The organism is Neobacillus niacini (assembly GCF_046591715.1).
Classification (GTDB): Bacteria; Bacillota; Bacilli; order Bacillales; family Cytobacillaceae; genus Neobacillus; species Neobacillus niacini_L.
In genome coordinates, this window is the sequence record NZ_JAWVNQ010000001.1 from 782,742 (window position 1) to 801,600 (window position 18,859).

15 protein-coding genes and 1 pseudogene are annotated in these 18,859 nt (G+C 37.5%); 8 read left to right on the plus strand and 8 right to left on the minus strand.

Features of this window, described 5'->3' with window-relative positions; translation table 11 throughout:
* Positions 1–111 precede the first annotated feature (111 nt).
* On the plus strand, positions 112–1,899 hold the full coding sequence (locus SFC47_RS03895; RefSeq protein ID WP_411252929.1) for an ABC transporter ATP-binding protein: 1,788 nt from the start codon (positions 112–114) through the stop codon (positions 1,897–1,899).
* The gene (locus SFC47_RS03900) at positions 1,899–3,689 is read left to right on the plus strand and encodes an ABC transporter ATP-binding protein (protein ID WP_411252930.1); all 1,791 of its coding nucleotides are present in this window, start codon (positions 1,899–1,901) and stop codon (positions 3,687–3,689) included. Before SFC47_RS03895 ends, SFC47_RS03900 begins: the two co-directional genes overlap by 1 nt.
* Before the next feature lie 46 nt (positions 3,690–3,735).
* On the opposite strand, the gene SFC47_RS03905 is transcribed toward SFC47_RS03900, so the two are convergent.
* Together SFC47_RS03905 and SFC47_RS03910 are read right to left on the minus strand one after the other, a co-directional pair.
* Entirely contained in the window at positions 3,736–4,581 is an 846-nt protein-coding gene (locus SFC47_RS03905) for an AraC family transcriptional regulator (RefSeq protein ID WP_411252931.1), read from the minus strand.
* A 153-nt stretch (positions 4,582–4,734) separates the two neighbouring features.
* On the minus strand, positions 4,735–5,526 hold the full coding sequence (locus tag SFC47_RS03910) for an ABC transporter ATP-binding protein (RefSeq protein ID WP_411252932.1): 792 nt from the start codon (positions 5,524–5,526) through the stop codon (positions 4,735–4,737).
* 240 nt (positions 5,527–5,766) lie between these two features.
* Between SFC47_RS03910 and SFC47_RS03915 the strand changes: the two genes are divergently transcribed.
* Entirely contained in the window at positions 5,767–6,459 is a 693-nt protein-coding gene (locus tag SFC47_RS03915; RefSeq protein ID WP_411252933.1) for a response regulator transcription factor, read from the plus strand.
* Positions 6,437–8,683, plus strand: a complete 2,247-nt coding sequence (locus SFC47_RS03920) for a sensor histidine kinase (protein ID WP_411252934.1) — start codon at positions 6,437–6,439, stop codon at positions 8,681–8,683. The genes SFC47_RS03915 and SFC47_RS03920 overlap by 23 nt, the downstream gene beginning before the upstream one ends.
* Positions 8,684–8,724: 41 nt before the next feature.
* Here the strand turns inward: SFC47_RS03920 and SFC47_RS03925 are convergent, their stop codons facing one another.
* Both SFC47_RS03925 and SFC47_RS03930 read right to left on the minus strand, forming a co-directional pair.
* Complete coding sequence (locus SFC47_RS03925) at positions 8,725–9,282, minus strand: cysteine dioxygenase (RefSeq protein ID WP_411252935.1); 558 nt, start codon at positions 9,280–9,282, stop codon at positions 8,725–8,727.
* A 22-nt stretch (positions 9,283–9,304) separates the two neighbouring features.
* Positions 9,305–10,222, minus strand: coding sequence for a DMT family transporter (locus SFC47_RS03930; RefSeq protein WP_411252936.1), 918 nt, complete (start codon positions 10,220–10,222; stop codon positions 9,305–9,307).
* A 214-nt stretch (positions 10,223–10,436) separates the two neighbouring features.
* Here SFC47_RS03930 and SFC47_RS03935 point away from each other — a divergent pair, with 214 nt between their 5' ends.
* Positions 10,437–11,123 carry a hypothetical protein gene (locus tag SFC47_RS03935; protein WP_411252937.1) on the plus strand — a complete coding sequence of 229 codons (687 nt, stop codon included), beginning with the start codon at positions 10,437–10,439 and terminating at the stop codon, positions 11,121–11,123.
* 43 nt (positions 11,124–11,166) lie between these two features.
* Here SFC47_RS03935 and putP read toward each other — a convergent pair whose 3' ends face one another.
* The 4 genes and pseudogenes from putP to proC all read right to left on the minus strand — a co-directional run bounded on the left by putP (position 11,167) and on the right by proC (position 15,802).
* Positions 11,167–12,639 carry a sodium/proline symporter PutP gene (gene putP, locus SFC47_RS03940; protein WP_411252938.1) on the minus strand — a complete coding sequence of 491 codons (1,473 nt, stop codon included), beginning with the start codon at positions 12,637–12,639 and terminating at the stop codon, positions 11,167–11,169.
* Between the two features lie 158 nt (positions 12,640–12,797).
* Positions 12,798–14,063, minus strand: coding sequence for a glutamate-5-semialdehyde dehydrogenase (locus SFC47_RS03945; RefSeq protein WP_411252939.1), 1,266 nt, complete (start codon positions 14,061–14,063; stop codon positions 12,798–12,800).
* A 48-nt stretch (positions 14,064–14,111) separates the two neighbouring features.
* Positions 14,112–14,951 (minus strand): annotated as a pseudogene (gene proB, locus SFC47_RS03950) (glutamate 5-kinase); the annotation flags it as partial.
* On the minus strand, positions 14,948–15,802 hold the full coding sequence (proC, locus tag SFC47_RS03955) for a pyrroline-5-carboxylate reductase (RefSeq protein WP_411252940.1): 855 nt from the start codon (positions 15,800–15,802) through the stop codon (positions 14,948–14,950). The pseudogene proB and the gene proC, both read right to left, overlap by 4 nt.
* Before the next feature lie 312 nt (positions 15,803–16,114).
* On the opposite strand from proC, the gene SFC47_RS03960 reads away from it, so the two are divergent.
* The 3 genes from SFC47_RS03960 to SFC47_RS03970 all read left to right on the plus strand — a co-directional run bounded on the left by SFC47_RS03960 (position 16,115) and on the right by SFC47_RS03970 (position 18,846).
* Entirely contained in the window at positions 16,115–16,465 is a 351-nt protein-coding gene (locus tag SFC47_RS03960) for a hypothetical protein (protein ID WP_411252941.1), read from the plus strand.
* A gap of 166 nt (positions 16,466–16,631) precedes the next feature.
* Positions 16,632–17,099, plus strand: a complete 468-nt coding sequence (locus SFC47_RS03965) for a PTS sugar transporter subunit IIA (RefSeq protein WP_411252942.1) — start codon at positions 16,632–16,634, stop codon at positions 17,097–17,099.
* 178 nt (positions 17,100–17,277) lie between these two features.
* Complete coding sequence (locus SFC47_RS03970; RefSeq protein ID WP_411252943.1) at positions 17,278–18,846, plus strand: alpha-L-rhamnosidase-related protein; 1,569 nt, start codon at positions 17,278–17,280, stop codon at positions 18,844–18,846.
* Positions 18,847–18,859: the final 13 nt, after the last annotated feature.

An 18,859-nucleotide genomic window follows, 5' to 3' on the forward strand; every position in this document is an offset into this window, starting at 1 on the left:
TGGAAAGATATCTTACTAAGGCATAATAATCCATGAAAAATGGCGGGGAAATCCATTGTGATTGATGGAAGGGTGCGTTATCCTTAGCATATTCCTTTATGAAGGAGGGGTATGGTGAGGAATAAACCAATCTTTAAAGAGCATTTTGCTCTACATAAATGGAGTTATTTGCTGGGCACCATTCTTTTAACAATCTCCCTTGTTCTTCAATTATTTGTTCCTGTTTTATTAAAAAAGTTCACTGATGGGCTTCAAAATAAATCCATTCATACTCCTGATTTATGGGAACTGTCTCTTTGGTTTGTAATGGTCGGACTCGGTGCATTTCTTTTTCGATCAAGCGGACGAATTTATATATTCAAAATGTCAAGAATCCTAGAGCGGGACTTACGAAATTCCTTGTTTTCTCATTGGGAAAGGCTGCAGGCTGAATATTATCAAAATCAACGGATAGGGAATTTGATGGCTCACGCCGTAAACGATGTCAATATCATGAGACAGATTGTTATGCAGGGATATTTTCAGCTGGTCGAAGCAGCTGTTCTTATTTCAATTGCTGTATTCATGATGGCGAGTACCATTCATCTCTATTTAACGTTATTGGTTCTTATACCTTTACCGGGGTTAACGTATCTTGCCTATCGTTTCCGTTCGAAGATTCAAATACACTCCTTAAAAGTACAAGAAGCCATTGGGACCTTGACCAGCACTGTTCAAGAATTTTGTTCGGGTATTGGTGTGATCAAAACCTATAATCAAGAGCAAGAACAAAGGAAGAAATTTAGCAGCGATAACCAGGCAAATGTTGAAGTGAATAAACAGCTAATTGAATCAAATTCACTGTTCACCTCATTAAGTCAAGGAATTGTCGGTTTGAGTTATTTAATCTCCATCGTATTTGGGTCCATTCTTGTGATAAGAAGCTCCATTTCTCTTGGAGATTTTGTTGCTTTTAACACTTACTTATCATTATTAATTGCCCCGATTGAAAATATAGGAAAGGTTATTAATCTTTTGCAGCAGGGGAAAGCCGCAGATAATCGAATCCGTCAAGTTTTAACTACAGAGCCAACGATAAAGGATGAAGAAGGAATTACACCGATAAATTCTATTCAAGGTGATATTATCATCAGAAATTTATCCTTCAAGTACCAGAATAGTAAAGAGAGAGTTTTAAAGAATATTACGATTACGATTCCAAAAGGTACTAGTTTAGCCGTTGTCGGGAAGGTGGGCAGCGGAAAATCAACCCTAGTTAATTTGCTCTTACGTTTATACAATCCTCCCAAAAATTCCATTTATATCGATAAGCACGATATTCGAGATATTCCATTAAAGACACTGCGAGCTTCGGTTTCCTATGTCCCACAAGATAATTTTTTATTTTCTTCCTCAATCAAAGAGAATATTGCCTTTGACCCAAATCCTTATCAAGATAACCAAGTATTTCATGCAGCGAGGCAAGCACATGTCTATGAAGATATAATGGATCTTCCTGAGAAATTTGAGACTGCATTAGGAGAGAAAGGGCTTTCTTTATCAGGTGGACAAAGACAGCGTGTCAGTATCGCCAGAGCATTGATCAAACCTTCACCTATTATCATATTTGATGACAGCCTATCAGCGGTGGATTCTAAAACCGAAACAAATATATTAAGTACTCTGAGAACACAAATGAAAAGTCGAACTTCCATCATTATCAGCCATCGAATTTCTACTATACAAGAAGCAGACCAAATCATTGTATTAGATAAAGGCGAAATTGTTGAAAGGGGAACACATCAATCCCTTCTAAGGCAGAATGGAATCTATAAAAATATGTTTGCACAGCAAAATACAGATGTTACGAGTCCGCCAATTAACGGAAGAAGATTCCTCGTTAAGAAAAGGAGGGGATAATGATTAGAAAGTTAAATAAGGGAAAACAAACCCCGAAAAGTGACCGTCAATTATTAAAGAGTATGCTGATATTTGCAAAGCCTTATCGAAAACTCCTTTTATTTTCGCTTCTTTTGACAGGCTTTATTGTAATCGCCAGTTTAGCTCAGCCATACATCATTAAAGTGGCAATCGACTCTTACATTAAAATGAACGATTATCAAGGAATGTTGTACTTAGGCATCATCTATTTCCTATTAATCATGGTCTCTTCTTTTTGTACTTATTACCAAAATAATGCCCTTCAATTTACAGGACAGTATGTAATATATGATTTCAGGCAAGCCCTATTTAAACACTTTTCCCTCATGCAGATGGATTTCTTTAGGCAAAACCCGATTGGAAGGTTAGTAACGAGGGTTACCCATGATGTTGAATCGCTAAATCAACTCTACTCTCAGGTAATTGTTAACTTAGTAAAAGAAATATTAATTCTTATAGGAATCATATGCTTAATGTTATATATGAGCGTGAAACTTACCATGATTTGTTTTCTAGTCATACCAGTCATTGCAATCGTTACCTTTTATTTTAAAAGGGTATTACGTGAAACACAGAGGAAATTAAGGAGTATTCTTTCTAATCTTCTATCCTATCTAGCTGAAAATCTCTCGGGGATGAGTGTGATACAACTATTTGCCCGGGAGGGAAAACAGCTGGAACTCTTTAATGAATTAAATGAGGAGCATTATAAGGCCGGTATGCGCCAAACAGTAATCAATTCAATTTTTAATCCTTCTATCGGATTTTTTGGCAATGTTTCGCTTGCGCTTTTAGTCTGGTATGGGGGAAGAAGTGTTGTTGATGAAACCGTCACTTTTGGCACCGTGTATGCGTTTACTCATTACGTAAGGCAGTTTTTTGAACCGCTTAGAGGATTAGCAGACCGATTTAATCAAATACAAGCCGCTCTTGCATCAGCCGAACGGATATTTGAAACCTTAGAAACAAAACCAACAATAGTAAGCCCTCTGCACCCTAAGAAACTCCCAGAAAAGGTTAAGGGAGACCTGGAATTTCATCACGTTTGGTTTGCTTACAAAAATGAAGAATGGGTATTAAAGGATATTCATTTTAGGATTAATCAAGGAGAAACAGTAGGTGTTGTCGGTGCGACAGGTGCCGGCAAAAGTTCAATCATTCAACTCATAAACCGTTTTTATGATAACCAAAAGGGGAACATCAGGCTTGATGGGATAGATATTAAAGATGTGCACTTAAACGATCTAAGAAAGCACATTGGAATCATTCAACAAGATGCTTTTGTCTTTTCAGGGACGGTCTATGACAATATTCGCTTAAATCATCACTCTGTAAGTGATGAAGAAATCATAAAAGCTGCAAAGGCTTTAAAGATTGATACATTCTTTAGAATGCTGCCACAAGGATATGACACTTTGCTCGGTGAAGAAGGAACTGTATTATCTGCAGGACAAAAGCAGCTGCTATCCTTTTTAAGAGCTATGATTGCTGACAATGATGTACTCATACTTGATGAGGCGACAGCAAATATCGATACAGAAACAGAACAAGCAGTTCAAACAACCTTAAGAGAAATGTCCAAGGATCGAACAACCATTATCATTGCACACAGGCTGTCCACTATCCAGCATGCAGACAAAATAATCGTCTTAAATAAAGGCAGAATTGTAGAAATGGGCGATCATCATCAGCTGCTGCACAACCAATCATTGTACTATCAATTATGCCATAGTCAGCGTAAAGGGAAGCATGTTAAAGTTAAAGTATAAGGTGGACATGTAAAAGGGATGGTCTCTGAATCAGAACCATCCTTTTCTAGTGGTCTAATAATTTTTGTTCATCAGTGAATTGGGTAGGAGAGACTCCAACAAGCTTTTTGAAAATTCGGCTAAAATAGAGTTCATCCTCATAACCGACATTTTGGCTTACTTCTTTGACCTTTATATCAGAATGTGCAAGAAGCTCCTTTGCCCGGTCAATCCGTAAATGGGTTAAATACTCAATAGGACTGTAGCCGGTATTTTTTTTGAAAAGTCTGGAGTAGTGGCTTTTACTTAAGCCTGCCAGCTTTGCTAAGTCTGTTAAGGTTATATTTTTATGATAGTGATGACCGATATACTCTATCGTTTCCTCAATCACCTGTCTTGTGTCCTTAGAAATCGATTGTGCATGAAAGTCCTGTATTAAGGTTAGTAAGAGTTCTTGAAATAAGAGCTTTTGCCTAATCGCAAAGGTTGAACCTCTGCGTTTAGACAAGGAATGGACTTCATCGAAAATGAGCGCAACTCCAGAGCTATTTTTAATACTATATACTCCACGTAATGGAAAAGATATTTCATGAGGAAGTTTGAAGTACCATTGCTCTTTTTTCTCAAAGGCGCCTGCATGGGTGAACCGTATAAAATAAAACTCTAGAGGATTTGAAGAAGAGCTTTTGTCATATGTCATCCCAGGTGTAAATACGATCAGTTTTCCAGGTGAAAGGTCATATTTTTCCCCATTTATCATTACCTCGCCATTTCCCTTCGTAATAAACCATAGGGAATGATAAAGGGGCTTTTTCCCTTTTTTACTCCAATTAGGAGGAAGAGTCTTGAAACCTGCTAACAGTATTGAAAATGTTAACTCATTTAGTTTAGAAGTTAGACTTCCAAGGTCCATACAGCTTCATCCTTTTCTGATAGTTTGCTAATAGTATTTATACGCAAAAACTATAAGACTAATGATAAACGAACCTGGAAATAATATTATGGAGCCTGATTACTTCTTTCTAGAATCACAAAATAGTAAAGCAGGCTATTTTTATTGCATGTATCATTTTTCAACCAAATGAGCTTTAGAGAGCAGCGGCCTGTTGTTGTTCCAAATCACAGTGACTGGAAGCTCGAAAAATTGGGAGAGACATTCACTTGTAATCAACTCATTTGTGTCACCAGAGGCAAAAACTTGTCCCTCTTTCAGTAGTAATGTTTTATTGAAGACCGGCAGGATTTCTTCCACATGATGGGTGACATAAATCAACGTGGGTGCATTTGGGCTTTTCACAATTTCTTCAATAGAATCTAACAATTTTTCTCGTGCAATAAAATCTAATCCATATGTAGGCTCATCGAGAATTAGTAATGGGGGATCTGTCATTAATGCACGGGCAATCAGCACGCGTTGTTTTTCTCCTTGGGAGAGTGTTTCGTAATTTCTATTAGCATAATCGATGCATCCTAGGTTGTGGAGTAACGTTTTTGCCTTATTTCTTATCTCATCCGTGGGTGTCTCGTAAAGACCTATGGAAGCAAATGCACCGCTTAAAACAACTTCGTATGCACTATCACCCTGGTGGAATTTTTGCTGAAGTGATGAGGAAACAAACCCAATTTGTTTCCGCAGGCGTTCAGCAAGATACGTTTTTCCAAATTCCATACCCAAAACATTCACATTGCCCTTTGTCGGGAAGGTGTATGCATTCAATAAGTTTAAAAGAGAGGTTTTCCCAGCTCCATTCAATCCAAATAATATCCAGTTTTCTCCTTTTTTAATCTTCCAATTCATATCCCGCAAAATCCACTTTTCTCCCCGTCTCAAAAATAGATTTTCTATTTGAAGAACCAATTTTTATTCCCCCTATATTATAATCAGGTTGTGATCATTCCTTATCTTAATGATAACATAATTCACCAATTCGCTTATTAGCTTGACTCTCTGGCATAATAGGGATGGTATATTAAATGCACTTTTAAAATCTTAAGAAAATCTTCATTTTTCTCCTACTTTAAACTTAAGAAATATTGATTATACTAGATTCATTCATAACACATGAACTGTGATATTCGAGAGGAGGGGCAGCTTCTAATGAATCAATATAATGTATTGGTTGTAGATGATGATAAAGAAATCCGTGATGGAATCGAAATCTATTTAAAAAATGAAGGTCTTATCGTATTTAAAGCACAGGATGGCATTGAAGCAATTGAAATTTTAAATGAACAAGATGTGCATTTAATTCTACTGGATATTATGATGCCGCGCATGGATGGAATTTCTGCGACATTTAAAATACGTGAACAAAAGAATATTCCGATCATTATATTAAGTGCAAAAAGTGAAGATACCGATAAGATATTAGGCTTGCAGGTTGGTGCAGATGATTACGTGACAAAACCTTTTAATCCTTTGGAACTTATTGCAAGGGTAAAATCCCAGCTTAGAAGGTACGTGACTTTAGGTCAGTTTGATAAGAAATATAAGAACATTGATTTAAATGGTCTTACGATTGATCAGGAAGCAAAGGAAGTAGCTGTAAATGGAGAGCGGGTGAAATTAACGCCGATTGAATATAAAATTGTAGAATTGCTAATGATCAATGCTGGCCGTGTGTTCTCAATATCCGAAATATACGAAAGGGTATGGAAAGAACCTTGCTACAATGCGGAAAACACAGTTGCAGTGCATATTCGTAAAATTCGGGAAAAGATTGAAATTGACCCGAAAAACCCGAGGTTTTTGAAGGTGGTGTGGGGTATTGGATACAAAATGGAAAAATAGAATGAAAATTATTGGATGGCTTGTATTGTTTGCGTTTGGAGTCAGTGGTGTTATATCCGCATTAATAAATGACAATGACTATTATCAGCGAAGTTACTTTAAAACAACACAATTCCAGTATGAACTAGATCAATTAACTCAATATATCTTTGCATTTGAAATTACCTATCAAACAAAAGAAGATTGGAAAGAGGCTATTACAGTATCAAAGGATGAAATAGAGCATTATAGGGACCAATACGGTAATTTAACTGAACAAATTAGTGACATAGAAATGCAGTATCAACCTAGGATAAATGAAGCAAAAGCAAATAAAAACAATAAGATTGCAGATATCTATATCAAGGAACGCGATCAAAAAATAGAGGAAATCACAAAGAACTTTGAAAGTGATGAAAATGTCAAAAAGAGTATCATAAAAGAAAAAGAAGAAAATATAGATAAGTATTTTAAAGAACTAGAAAGTTATCGGCAGGAATATGAGAATTACCAAGAAGTATTTGTTTATTATTTAAAGAATAAAGAAACAGGTCATATATACACCAATCTAAAAACAGATAATAAAAAATCAGCTGACCTATATATAAATGAAGAAAATACGTATTTTCTTCAGAGTTTTCCTGCCAAAGAAAATGGTTATCTTCTATTTGATGCAGGACCATTATTTATCGGATTTGAGGACTTGACCGATACAGACTCCATCGACTACAACGATCGGTATGAAGGGAAAATAGGAGTTTCCAAAGATGCTCCTGTAACCAACATGATCATGCAGAATTATCATAATTATGATACTCAAAAAATAGTCTATTGGATTTATACAATTGCCGGGGTACTTGCACTAGCAGCAAGTGGAATAATAGGAAGGAGAATATCAGTTCTCCAAAATATTGCACCAAGTAAATGGCAGAGTAAATATAACGCTATTCCTTTTGATGTTGCATTAATTTTACAAGGGATATCTGTCATTGCTTCTGTGGCATTAATAGATAGCACATCTAATATCTACTATAATATTGATGCAGATGATATTATCATTACTCTTGTATTTTTAACGATAATGATTGGAGTAACAATGATCCTAGCCATCTACCTCTATAACAGACTTAAAACGATTCGTGATGACAAGGGAGTTTGGCAAAAGACGATAATCGGGCGTGTGTTAAAAATGACAAGAAATGTCTTCGCGGGCATCGTGAACATATTTCGAAATGCTTTCCTTAATCGAAGAGTGGGAACACAGGTTTTCCTATTATTGACGCTTGTTTTTTCTTTTGGAGTCTTAACTGCACTAATTTTTATGGATGAAGACTTCTTAGCGCTTTTTATTCCCTCAATATTGTTTATAGGGCTGCCGCTTATTATCCTAATTATTAAAAGAACAGGTTACTTCAATCATATCCTTTCGAATGCCTCGGCATTGGCTAGGGGTGAGTTTAAACCTGATCTCAATATCATTGGCAGATCTGTATTTGCCCAGCTTGCTGAAGATATTAATCAAATGAAACATGGTGTGAAAACATCTCAAAATGCTCAAGCGAAAAGCGAAAGGCTAAAAACTGAATTAATTACAAATGTCAGTCATGACCTGCGCACACCTTTAACCTCCATTATTACGTATTCGGACCTCCTAAAAAATCCTGAGTTAACAGAGGAAGAGAGAAATACGTATATTGAAATCATTGATCGCAAGTCTAAGCGGCTAAAGGTGTTAATAGATGATCTTTTTGAAGCCTCCAAGATGGCTAGTGGTGCGGTTGAACTAACGAAAGCCAAAGTGGACATTGTTCAATTATTGCAGCAATCACTAGCTGAGTATAACGAAACAGCGGAGGAATCAAAAATCCAATTTCGGGTGTCAAATCCAGAGCACCCTGTATATGCCTTGGTGGATGGACAAAAGCTTTGGAGGGTTTTTGATAATATCATCGGAAACGTTGTCAAATATTCTTTGGATCACACAAGAGCCTATATTGATATTAAAGAGGAAAATCATCAAGTTAGGATTACTTTTAAGAATATCTCGAAATATGAGTTAAGTGAGAATATTGATGAATTATTTGAGAGGTTCAAACGTGGGGATGAATCACGTCATACCGATGGTTCAGGTTTAGGTCTCGCGATTGCAAAGTCGATTATTGATCTACATGGAGGTACATTAGATATTGATGTGGATGCTGACCTTTTTAAAGTTACAGTGATTCTAGATCTTTTAGATAATTGATACGAAAACACAAAGAGACCTCCCATAGGTCTCTTTTGTTTTTACTTCTTACTTAATTTTATCTCTTTAAGCTTCTGATATTGTTCATCGGGCCACCATGCACCGCAATCATCTGATACAACGCAGGCTGCACATTTCTTTAAGTCATAGACCACCATTCCGGTAATGGGCGGGGAATAAAGATGGAGGGTTACCATATCTGTATTATTTGAGGCTTTCATTTTATGGACAGCCTTTTTTGGTGCATAAAATAATTGACCTTTATGGTGATACTGATAAAACAACTCTTTGGGTAAGCTATTACCTTTCACTTCATAAACAGAATTTAGGGAAGTACCGGTTATCACTTGTATCCAGCCGTGTGAATGGCCATGGTCATGAGGGGCACACTCTAACTGAGACCAATTCATCACAAGCAGCTCGACTTCATCATTTTTATATAGAAGCTTTCGGTTGTAAGGCTTTCCTTCCGTTGGTTCTTGCAATTGTGCAAGATCTTCAAGTTTCATATCAATTTGTAACAAGGCATCCTTCAGGTCGGCTTTAGATGGGCTTATTAATGAATCTAAAACATTCTTAATTTTGGCTGTCAAAGTCATAAAGCGTCTCCTCCTATAGCCGTCATTTCTTTAAGAAGCGTAACAACATAGGTATGAACTGACCATTCACAATAATCACTCCTATAATAATTATGATTCCTCCTATAATACTTATGAATAAAACCTTTTCCTGCAGGAGTAAAACAGCAGCTATTAAAGTTGCAATAGGCTCCAAATATAAAAACATGGAAACTTTTGATGCTTCTAAAACTTCAAGCGCTTTTCCCCAATACCAATAGGCAATTCCTGATACGAAGACACCAAGGAACATTAAATGGGCCCATTCTGAATGGTCCAGTAAGCTAAGGCTCTCCCATCCTCTGTTTCGAATTAGAAATGGGGCAGTTAAAATTAAACCTGTTAAACACATATAAAATGTTACTACGAGTGGAGGATAAGGAATTTTTAGCCTTTTTAAAAGTACAGAATAAACTGCCCAATTTAATGTACTGAGGATCATCAGCAAAAAGCCGATATTCATGGCGATTTGAATGGTTTGTCCACTTCTTGCCGCGGTAATGATAAGAACACCAATTATCGCAAGTACCATCCCAGCAGCCTTTGTAAGGTTCATCCTTTCATGCAAAAATAGTATAGATAGGATGACCGTAAAGACCGGCGAGAAAGAGATCAGCCAACCAGCCGCAGAAGCGTTAATGGTTAACAATGCCGTTGCCTGCAGGACCTGATGAATAAATACCCCTAATATCCCTAATATCATTAAATGGGGAACATATTGAAGAGAGATATGAAGACGTTGACGCTGCAGGATTAAAAGAAACAATAGAAATAAGGACCCAATACCAAAACGGATGACTAGTAACGAAAAGGGATCCAGCTTTCCCAGCACAGCCTTGGTCGATACAAATGAAACTCCCCAAAAACTAATTGACATTAACGCATACAGTGAAGCAGTTACCTTCAGCCTATTAAAAGTCATGTCAGAATAATCCCTTTCGAATAAAAGATAAGATATTTCATTCTATGCTTGTCCTAGGCAAACAATCAAAAACTTCGTATTTAATTTGAATAAAATAATTTTGAGCATATGATATTTTTCTTTTTAAGGGAAAACTATCGGTAAGAGATGTAATAATTTTATCCAAATCAGGAGATTGTATTATACAAAAGTGGAATAATCAGGAGGATAACGTATGAGAAGAATTAATCCTGGCTCCGTCAATTCTTACATAAGATATGGGAATGTTAAAATACCAAAGAGCATACAAAGTGAATGTCCCGAGTGTAGAAGTACTGCTGAGTTTGTCATTAACGCTAACTTTCAAAGCAGTAAGAATGGATTGTTGACGGAGTCTAGTTGTCCTGCATGTAAAAAATCTACCGTTTTTATTATCATGACGAAGGATGGTCACGATGAAGGAGACCACGCAGACACCTATATTTATGATGTCCAAGCATCAAAACATCTCATAAATCATATCGAAAGTCTGCCTAATATACCTAAAGATCTAATCCGGGCTTATCGCTCAGCCATTAATGTCCATCAAACTAGAGAAAATTCAGCTACTGCCGTTATGTCTAAACGTGTCATTGAAAGTATCCTGAAGCACTTTCTTAAAGAAAAAAGTAAGGGCCAGCCTTTATCGCAGCAACTCGAAATCCTCCCTAATCATGTGGACTTAGCGAAACCGATACAATCGCTTAGCCAATTGCTTGCAACAGAGGGGTCCTTAAATAGGATGCTTGAATTAGAAACGGAAATGGATTATGAAACCACCTCATTATTAGTTGATTTACTGGAAAATATAATTGAGTATCTCTTTGTTTTACCAGGTAAAATTGAGGTTACCCATTCTAAAATAGCAAAGAAATTTAATTAATCCAAAACCCCCTGAATGTAGTATTCAAGGGGTTTCCCTAAGACTAAGCTTTTTCTAACTCCGAACGATATTTCCTAAATTCTGCTTGGACCTCGTTAGAAGGGGCTTTGTCAGTTAGACTTATAATAATAATCGCAAGAATACTGAATAAGAACCCAGGTGCTAATTCATAGAGATCGAATAATCCGCCTTTAAGTGATGACCAGACAATTACGGTAACAGCACCGACAACAATCCCGGCAAGTGCGCCATTCCTTGTCATCCGCTTCCAGAAGAGACTTAAAATAATAACAGGTCCAAATGCTGCACCAAATCCAGCCCAGGCATAACTGACAAGTTCCAGGACCTTACTTTCAGGATCGTATCCTAGAAGAATCGCTATAATCGCAATTCCTAGAACAGCAATTCTGCCAACAATCATTTCTTCTTTTTTAGAAGCATTTCTTCTGAAAAGTGATTTGTAAAAATCATTCGCTAATGCACTAGAAGAAACGAGTAATTGTGAGTCCACAGTACTCATGATTGCTGAGAGAATGGCTGCGAGTAAAAATCCAGCTACCCATGGATTAAATAAAACCTGTGAAAACATGATAAAGACTGTTTCAGCGTTTTGAAGTGGTGAATCTATAAAGTAGGCTATACCTGCAAATCCAACAAAAACTGCACCGAATAAGGAAAGAATCATCCAAACCATTCCAATTAAACGGGCTTTTGGAACGTCTTTAGTTGATTTTAATCCCATAAATCGTACAAGTATGTGCGGCTGGCCAAAGTAGCCGAGTCCCCATGCTAATAATGAAATAACACCTATTACAGTTGCACCAGAATATACATCTAGATGTGTTGGATCGATTGCTCCAATTTTTTGAACAGTTTCATTCCAGCCTCCAAGCTCAAATATTGCCACGATAGGTACAATAATTAAAGCTAAAAACATCAAAATACCTTGAATGAAATCTGTCCAGCTTGCTGCTAGGAATCCTCCGAAAAGAGTATAGGAGAGAATAACAGCTGCTCCAACCCACAAGGCCAATTTATAATCCATTCCAAATGAATTCTCTAGTAAAATTGCCCCGCCGACAAGACTAGAAGAAGTATAAAAAGTAAAGAATACGAGAATAACTATGGCAGAAACGACTCGAAGAATTTTAGATTGGTCACGGAAACGATTTTCAAAGAAGTCAGGAACCGTTATTGAATCTCTTGACACCTCTGTGTAAACACGTAATGGTTTCGCGACAAATTGCCAATTGAGATAAGCACCAACTGCTAATCCGATAGGTAACCATATCTCACTCATTCCACCGACATACATGGCTCCAGGGAGTCCGAGCATTAACCAGCCGCTCATATCTGAAGCACCAGCACTTAATGCTGCAACTCCTGCACCCAGCCGCCTGCCGCCAAGTACATAATCATTCAAATCTTTCGTCATTCTTGCTGCAATAATTCCAATAAACAACATACCAACTAAATAAATAATAATGGAAATTAACGTAGGTACGTTAATAGTCATCTAACCCTCTCCTTTTTCAGTAAAATAGGTAACAACGGATAGTACAATTAGTGATAGCATTGGGACCATAAGCCATGCCCAAGTTGCATCTGTAATAGCGTGTTCCATGAAATATCACCACCTTTCAAATTGTCTAGTAAAAAACTATTACTCAATTTTTATCGTATTTGCCCATTTCCACTCATAACATATTTAACGGTTGTTAAAGCTTCTAACCCCATGGGGCCGCGAGCATGCAGTTTTTGTGTAGAGATTCCAATCTCCGCACCAAAACCTAAAGCCCCGCCATCGGTAAATCGAGTGGATGCATTATGGTACAATGCAGCTGCGTCTACACGCTGCATAAAATATTCAGCAGTTTCCTTATTATCCGTGATTATCGCTTCAGAATGCTTTGTTCCGTAACGCTCAATATGATCTATTGCTTCGTTCACATGTTGAACAACCTTCATAGCAAGGTGTAAACTTAAGTATTCACTTACCCAGTCCTCTTCATTTGCAAGTGAAGCATTAGGAATTTCCGAAACAATCTTCTCGTCACCATGCACAATGATGGAATGAGCAGATAATGTATTAATAAGGTCGAATTTATGTTGTTTTAGCCAATCATGATGAACCAGCACTGTTTCAACAGCATTACATACTGCTGGTCGATCCGTTTTTGCATTCACAAGAATACGTAATGCCATTTCAACATCTGCCTCAGAATCAATATAAAGGTGACAATTACCCACTCCAGTCTCAAGTACAGGAACACTTGCATTTGAAACTACTTCATTGATTAAAGAACCGCCGCCTCGGGGAATTAAGACATCGATATGCTCTCTCATAGTAAACAGCTTCTGTGAGACTTCTCGGTTTGTACTATTGATAAATTGAACTGCATCCTTTGGAATTTTTGTATGGATTAGAGCGCGCTGCATGACATCAACAATGGCTTGATTTGAATGAATCGCAGATGAACCGCCTTTCAGAATTATGGCGTTACCAGACTTTAATGCCAGTCCTGTGGCATCAACGGTTACATTTGGTCTGGCTTCATAGATCATTCCAATTACACCTATTGGAACGGAAACCTTTGATACATTTAGCCCATTATCTAGACTTTTATTCAAAAGGATCTTTCCTACAGGATCTTCTAGCGCTGCAACTTGTCGCAAACCATCTGCAAAATCAAAAATTCTTTCTCTCGTTAATGCTAAACGATCCATAAAGGCTTCAGTAAAACCTTTTTTATGTCCTGCCTGTAAGTCCTTTTCGTTAGCCTTTAAGATGAATGCAAATTCCACTTCTAAAGTGTTGGCTAATATAATAAGTGCATTGTTTTTATCTTCTGCTGTTAATAGCCTTAAATGTTTCCCAGCGTTTTTCGCTTGGATGGCCTGTGCTTCTACCGTCATCATTTGTTCATTTAATAAATGCATCAAATCCTCCTCTATAATAATGATTCTTATATCCTAAATTTTTTCCTATGGCACAGAGTTAAAAGCTATCCATCTTTCCTTATGGTTTAAATAGGCTGATGTTTTTTTACTTTTAAAATAAGTACCTTTGGCTTTACCGGCTATGCCATCAATGATTATATTTTTACGGGCAGCATTACCGAGAAAAGTAGATATTCCAGTGGCCATGGCAATCTTTACAGCCTCGATTTTGGATTTCATCCCACCGGTTCCAACCTTCGAACCAGAGCCAACTGCAGCAGCTTCGATTTCAGGTGTAATTTCGGTTACATTTTCTAATAGACTTGCGTTGGTATTTTTTGTAGGATCCTCACTGTATAAACCGTCTATATCGGTTAATATCACTAGCTGATCTGCGTCTATCAAACCAGCCACCTTTGCTGAGAGCGTATCATTGTCGCCAAAGTTTAACCGATCGTTTGTCACGGTGTCGTTCTCGTTCACAATCGGAATCATGCCTCTTTCTAACAAAACGTTTAAGGTATTTCGTACATTTTTATAACGGTCTTCGTCCAAGAAGTCACTTTTAGTGATTAAGATTTGTGCTGCAACATAACCGTGGGATAAAAAAAGCTCTGAGTAGGATTCCATCAATAATCCTTGGCCAATGGAGGCGGCAGCTTGTTTTTCCGGCAGTGTGCTGGGGCGCTCCAGACAGCCAAGCCTTCGGTATCCAGCAGCCACAGCACCTGATGAAACGAGAACCACTTCATGTCCCAAATCCTTCAGATAAACAATTTCATTTGCCAGCTTTTCAATTTTTCTACGGCTAATTTCACCTTGGCGGCTTGTTAAAGAGCTGCTGCCAATTTTAATTACGACCCTTTGTGACTTTTGTGTTAGAATCATCCAATCACTCCCGTACCTAACGCGTTTTTTTCTAGCTGCAGGCTAATTTCCTTTGATCTTTTGGCTGCGTGTTTAATCGCTTCAGTAATTGCTTTACCACCGCCGTTCCCTTTCAATGCCTCTAAGCCTGCAGCTGTTGTTCCGTTTGGAGATGTTACATTCTCTCTTAAGACCTCAGGTGATGTATCTTGTTCTTGGATCATTTTTGCTGCGCCAACAACCGTTTGAGCAATGATTTTCCGAATAATCAGTGAATTCAACCCGCTTTTTTGGGCTTCCTTCTCCATTTGTTCCATTAGATAATAGAAATACGCTGGTCCACTTCCGGCAATCCCTGTAAAGATATCCATTTTTTCTTCAGGAATCTCATAGACTTCGCCAATAGATTGCAAAAGCTCTTGAACGAGTGAAATGTTTTGTACAGAGGTATGGTTCCCAGGTGATATTGCTGTAGCAGATTCCCCAATCATGCTAGAAGTATTTGGCATGACTCGAATGACTTGTTGACCAAATGGTACTTTTTTTTCAATAAATGATGTGGATATCCCAGCTAATACTGACAGAATTAATTGATTTGGTTTTAGAGAATCGGAAAATGATTGTAAAGAGGTTTCTGCATCTTTTGGTTTCATAGCGAGGACGATTATATCAACGTTTATTAAGTCAAGGTTATCTCGTTTTACCCCAGTGATTCCGTATTTCCTCTGCAATTCTTTTAATCGGTGGTTGTTGCTCCGGTTGGTAACGATAATATTTTTTGCTGGCAGTTTCTTAGATTGAACGATACCAGAAATCATAGCCTCTGCCATTGATCCAGCACCTAAAAATGCAATTTTCTTTTTTCCTAACATGCAATCTCTCCCATACGTTCGTATTGTTGTTCTTGTTTTTTTTCAATGACCTTATACTAACATGTGAGAAATCGATTTCAAGGGAAAAAAGGGAAATAATGTGTATATGACCTAATTAGTGAGCATGTGGAAAGCTACAGGATGTTATTTATTCAAAATGAGCTCTCACGGCTGAAAATCGTCTATAAAGGCGAAATTTGAGGTTTTTGTTAACATGATAATCAGGGGTCCAAGGATAAATTTTGTTTGTATCATAACACCCGCCTATTACATAAACTTTCTTAGAGATGTTAGGAAAAAGGAGATGGGTGTATGAATTTTGAAAGGCAAAAAGCATGGGCATTGGCTGAAAATATCAAAGAATTTATAAAATTTATCCAACATCAGAAAAATAAAAATAACTTTCGAATTGATACAGACAAATTATTTCAGGTTAAACTTTGGATTGAAGAGTTTAGGTTCCAAATCTTAGCGGATGAACTGATAAGAATAAATCAATTCGACTGGGATGGTAAGTACACTTCGTATTTAGTTGATCAATTCCAACAAGGAATTACAATTATTGATGAATATGTGAAAAATAACGATCATGAATTGTTTATTTTAAGTGCTAGATTATATACATTAAAAAACTTAAGCACCGCATTCAGTAAAATGGCTTAATTTCTAGTTTAACTCCGCTCAGGTGGCCGGGGTTTTTATTTTTGTAATGAATAGAATATGCTTATGTTTTGATAAAGTTAGAACAATAGGAGAAAATAATATAGTGATAAAATGGTTTCTACCTGATAAGTTATCCATTTAATTCAAAAAAAGGCGGTCCTATTATATGTTTAAAAATTTATTCAAAAGTAAAAAGGTTGAAAGTGATACTGCGATATTGCAGCCATTAGAAGGGGAGATCGTACCTCTTGAGGTTGTTCCAGATCCAGTGTTTTCCCAGAAGATGATTGGCGATGGATTCGCGGTCAAACCAACAAACGGTACGGTTGTTTCTCCTGTTGATGGCGAAGTAATAAGTGTATTTCCGACAAAACATGCAGTAAGTGTCAAGTCTCACGATGGAAGGGAAATTCTAATTCATGTTGGTCTTGAGACAGTTTCACTTAATGGAGAAGGATTTACAGCGTTTGTGAATGACGGACAAAGTGTAAAAAAGGGTCAAAAACTGCTTGAAGCTGACTTTGAATCCATCAAGGACAAAGTACCTTCAATTATCACACCAGTCATCTTTACCAATTTGGGGGAAAATGAAAGAGTCGTAATTGGTGAACAGGGTGTATCAATCCAGAAATAATTAGAAAAGACAAGAGGGAAAGACCAGAGGGACGGTTCTCTTGGGCACAAAAGTGCCAGGGAAACGTCCCTTTGGTCTTTACCTAAAAAAAGAAGACACAATCCAAAAAAATAGCGCTTTCAATCTTTTTTTATTTGACTTAAACTATGGCTAAACTAATGAAGCTGGAGTCCTTGATATGAGCATTCAAAAATTAGAGAATCATGTGATTGTAAGAAATGAGCCATTTATCGAACAAGCTGAAAAACTAAAACCGCGGCTTTACGAATCTATTGTGAAGCCAACTGCTTTTGTTGAAATAAAAATTGACAAAGATGTGATTCATGGCTGGAGGGCAGAGAATACGGCCAAGGCATCCACACTGCCAGAGAATGATTATGGTAAAAAGGATTCATTTATTCTTGATTTTGGCGACCACCAAGTAGGTTATCTCTCTTTAAATATAAGGCCAGTGGGCAGTCCGCCAGATGCACCGCTAAAACTGAAGCTGACATTTGGTGAAATGCCAGTGGAAATGGCAGAACCTTTTGAAAATTACGAGGGCTGGCTCAGCAGCTCTTGGCTTCAAGAAGAAACTATTTTTGTTGATATACTGCCAGCTGTGATTCATTTATCCCGCAGATACAGCTTTAGGTACGTAAAATTTGAGGTAATGGATACATCGCCAAAATATCGTGTTGTCTTTGAGAATATTGAATGTAGAGCAGTGACCTCTGCAAATCCTAAAAATGTGCAGCCGAATTCCCACCAAGATGAACTCCTTCAGAAAATGGACGAGATTAGCATTAAAACACTGGGTGATTGCATGCAGGATGTATTTGAAGACGGGCCGAAACGAGATCGCAGACTCTGGATCGGCGACTTACGTCTGCAAGCATTAGCAAACTATGAAACATTCAAAAATTATGATTTAGTCAAGCGCTGTCTTTACTTATTTGCTGGTGTTCCGGATGCAAAAGGAAGGGTTGCAGCAAATATATTTGTTGCACCAACATTGATTGCAGATGATACCTATCTATTCGATTACTCCCTATTCTTTGTTTCAACATTACATGATTACTATTTTTCAACAAGCGATTTAGAGACTTTAAAGGAGCTATGGCCAACAGCCTATCGCCAAATTGAACTTGGACTTGAACGATTAGATGAGCATCATATTGTAAGAGATTCTGCGGATTGGTGGTCATTTATCGATTGGCAGGAAGGGTTAAACAAACAAACTCCATCACAAGCTGTTTTAATTTATTCTTTGAAACAGGCAATTCGACTTGGAAAAGAATTAAACGCACCTGAGACAGATAGATTGGCAGACTGTTTACCAGAAATAGTTGAGGCCGCAAAAACACATTTATGGGATGATACTTTGCAATTCTTTATAAGCGGCAATGGCCGTCAAGTCTCTTGGGCAAGTCAAATTTGGATGGTACTTGCAGACATCTTGACGAAGGAAGAGAGCCGAAACCTTATAAACCGGCTATTAAAAGAAATGCCTGAGGTTGGAATTGCTACTCCATATATGTACCATCATCTTGTTGAAGCACTTATCGTTGCAGGAGAGAAAGAGCTTGCAATTTCACAAATGAAAAACTACTGGGGTGGGATGATCCAAGATGGAGCGGATACGTTCTGGGAACTATATAATCCACAAAATAAAGACTTCTCTCCTTATGGCAGCCATTTAATTAACAGCTATTGTCATGCGTGGAGTTGCACACCGACTTATCTAATAAGGAAATACAATCTGTAAAAATGTTCAAGCA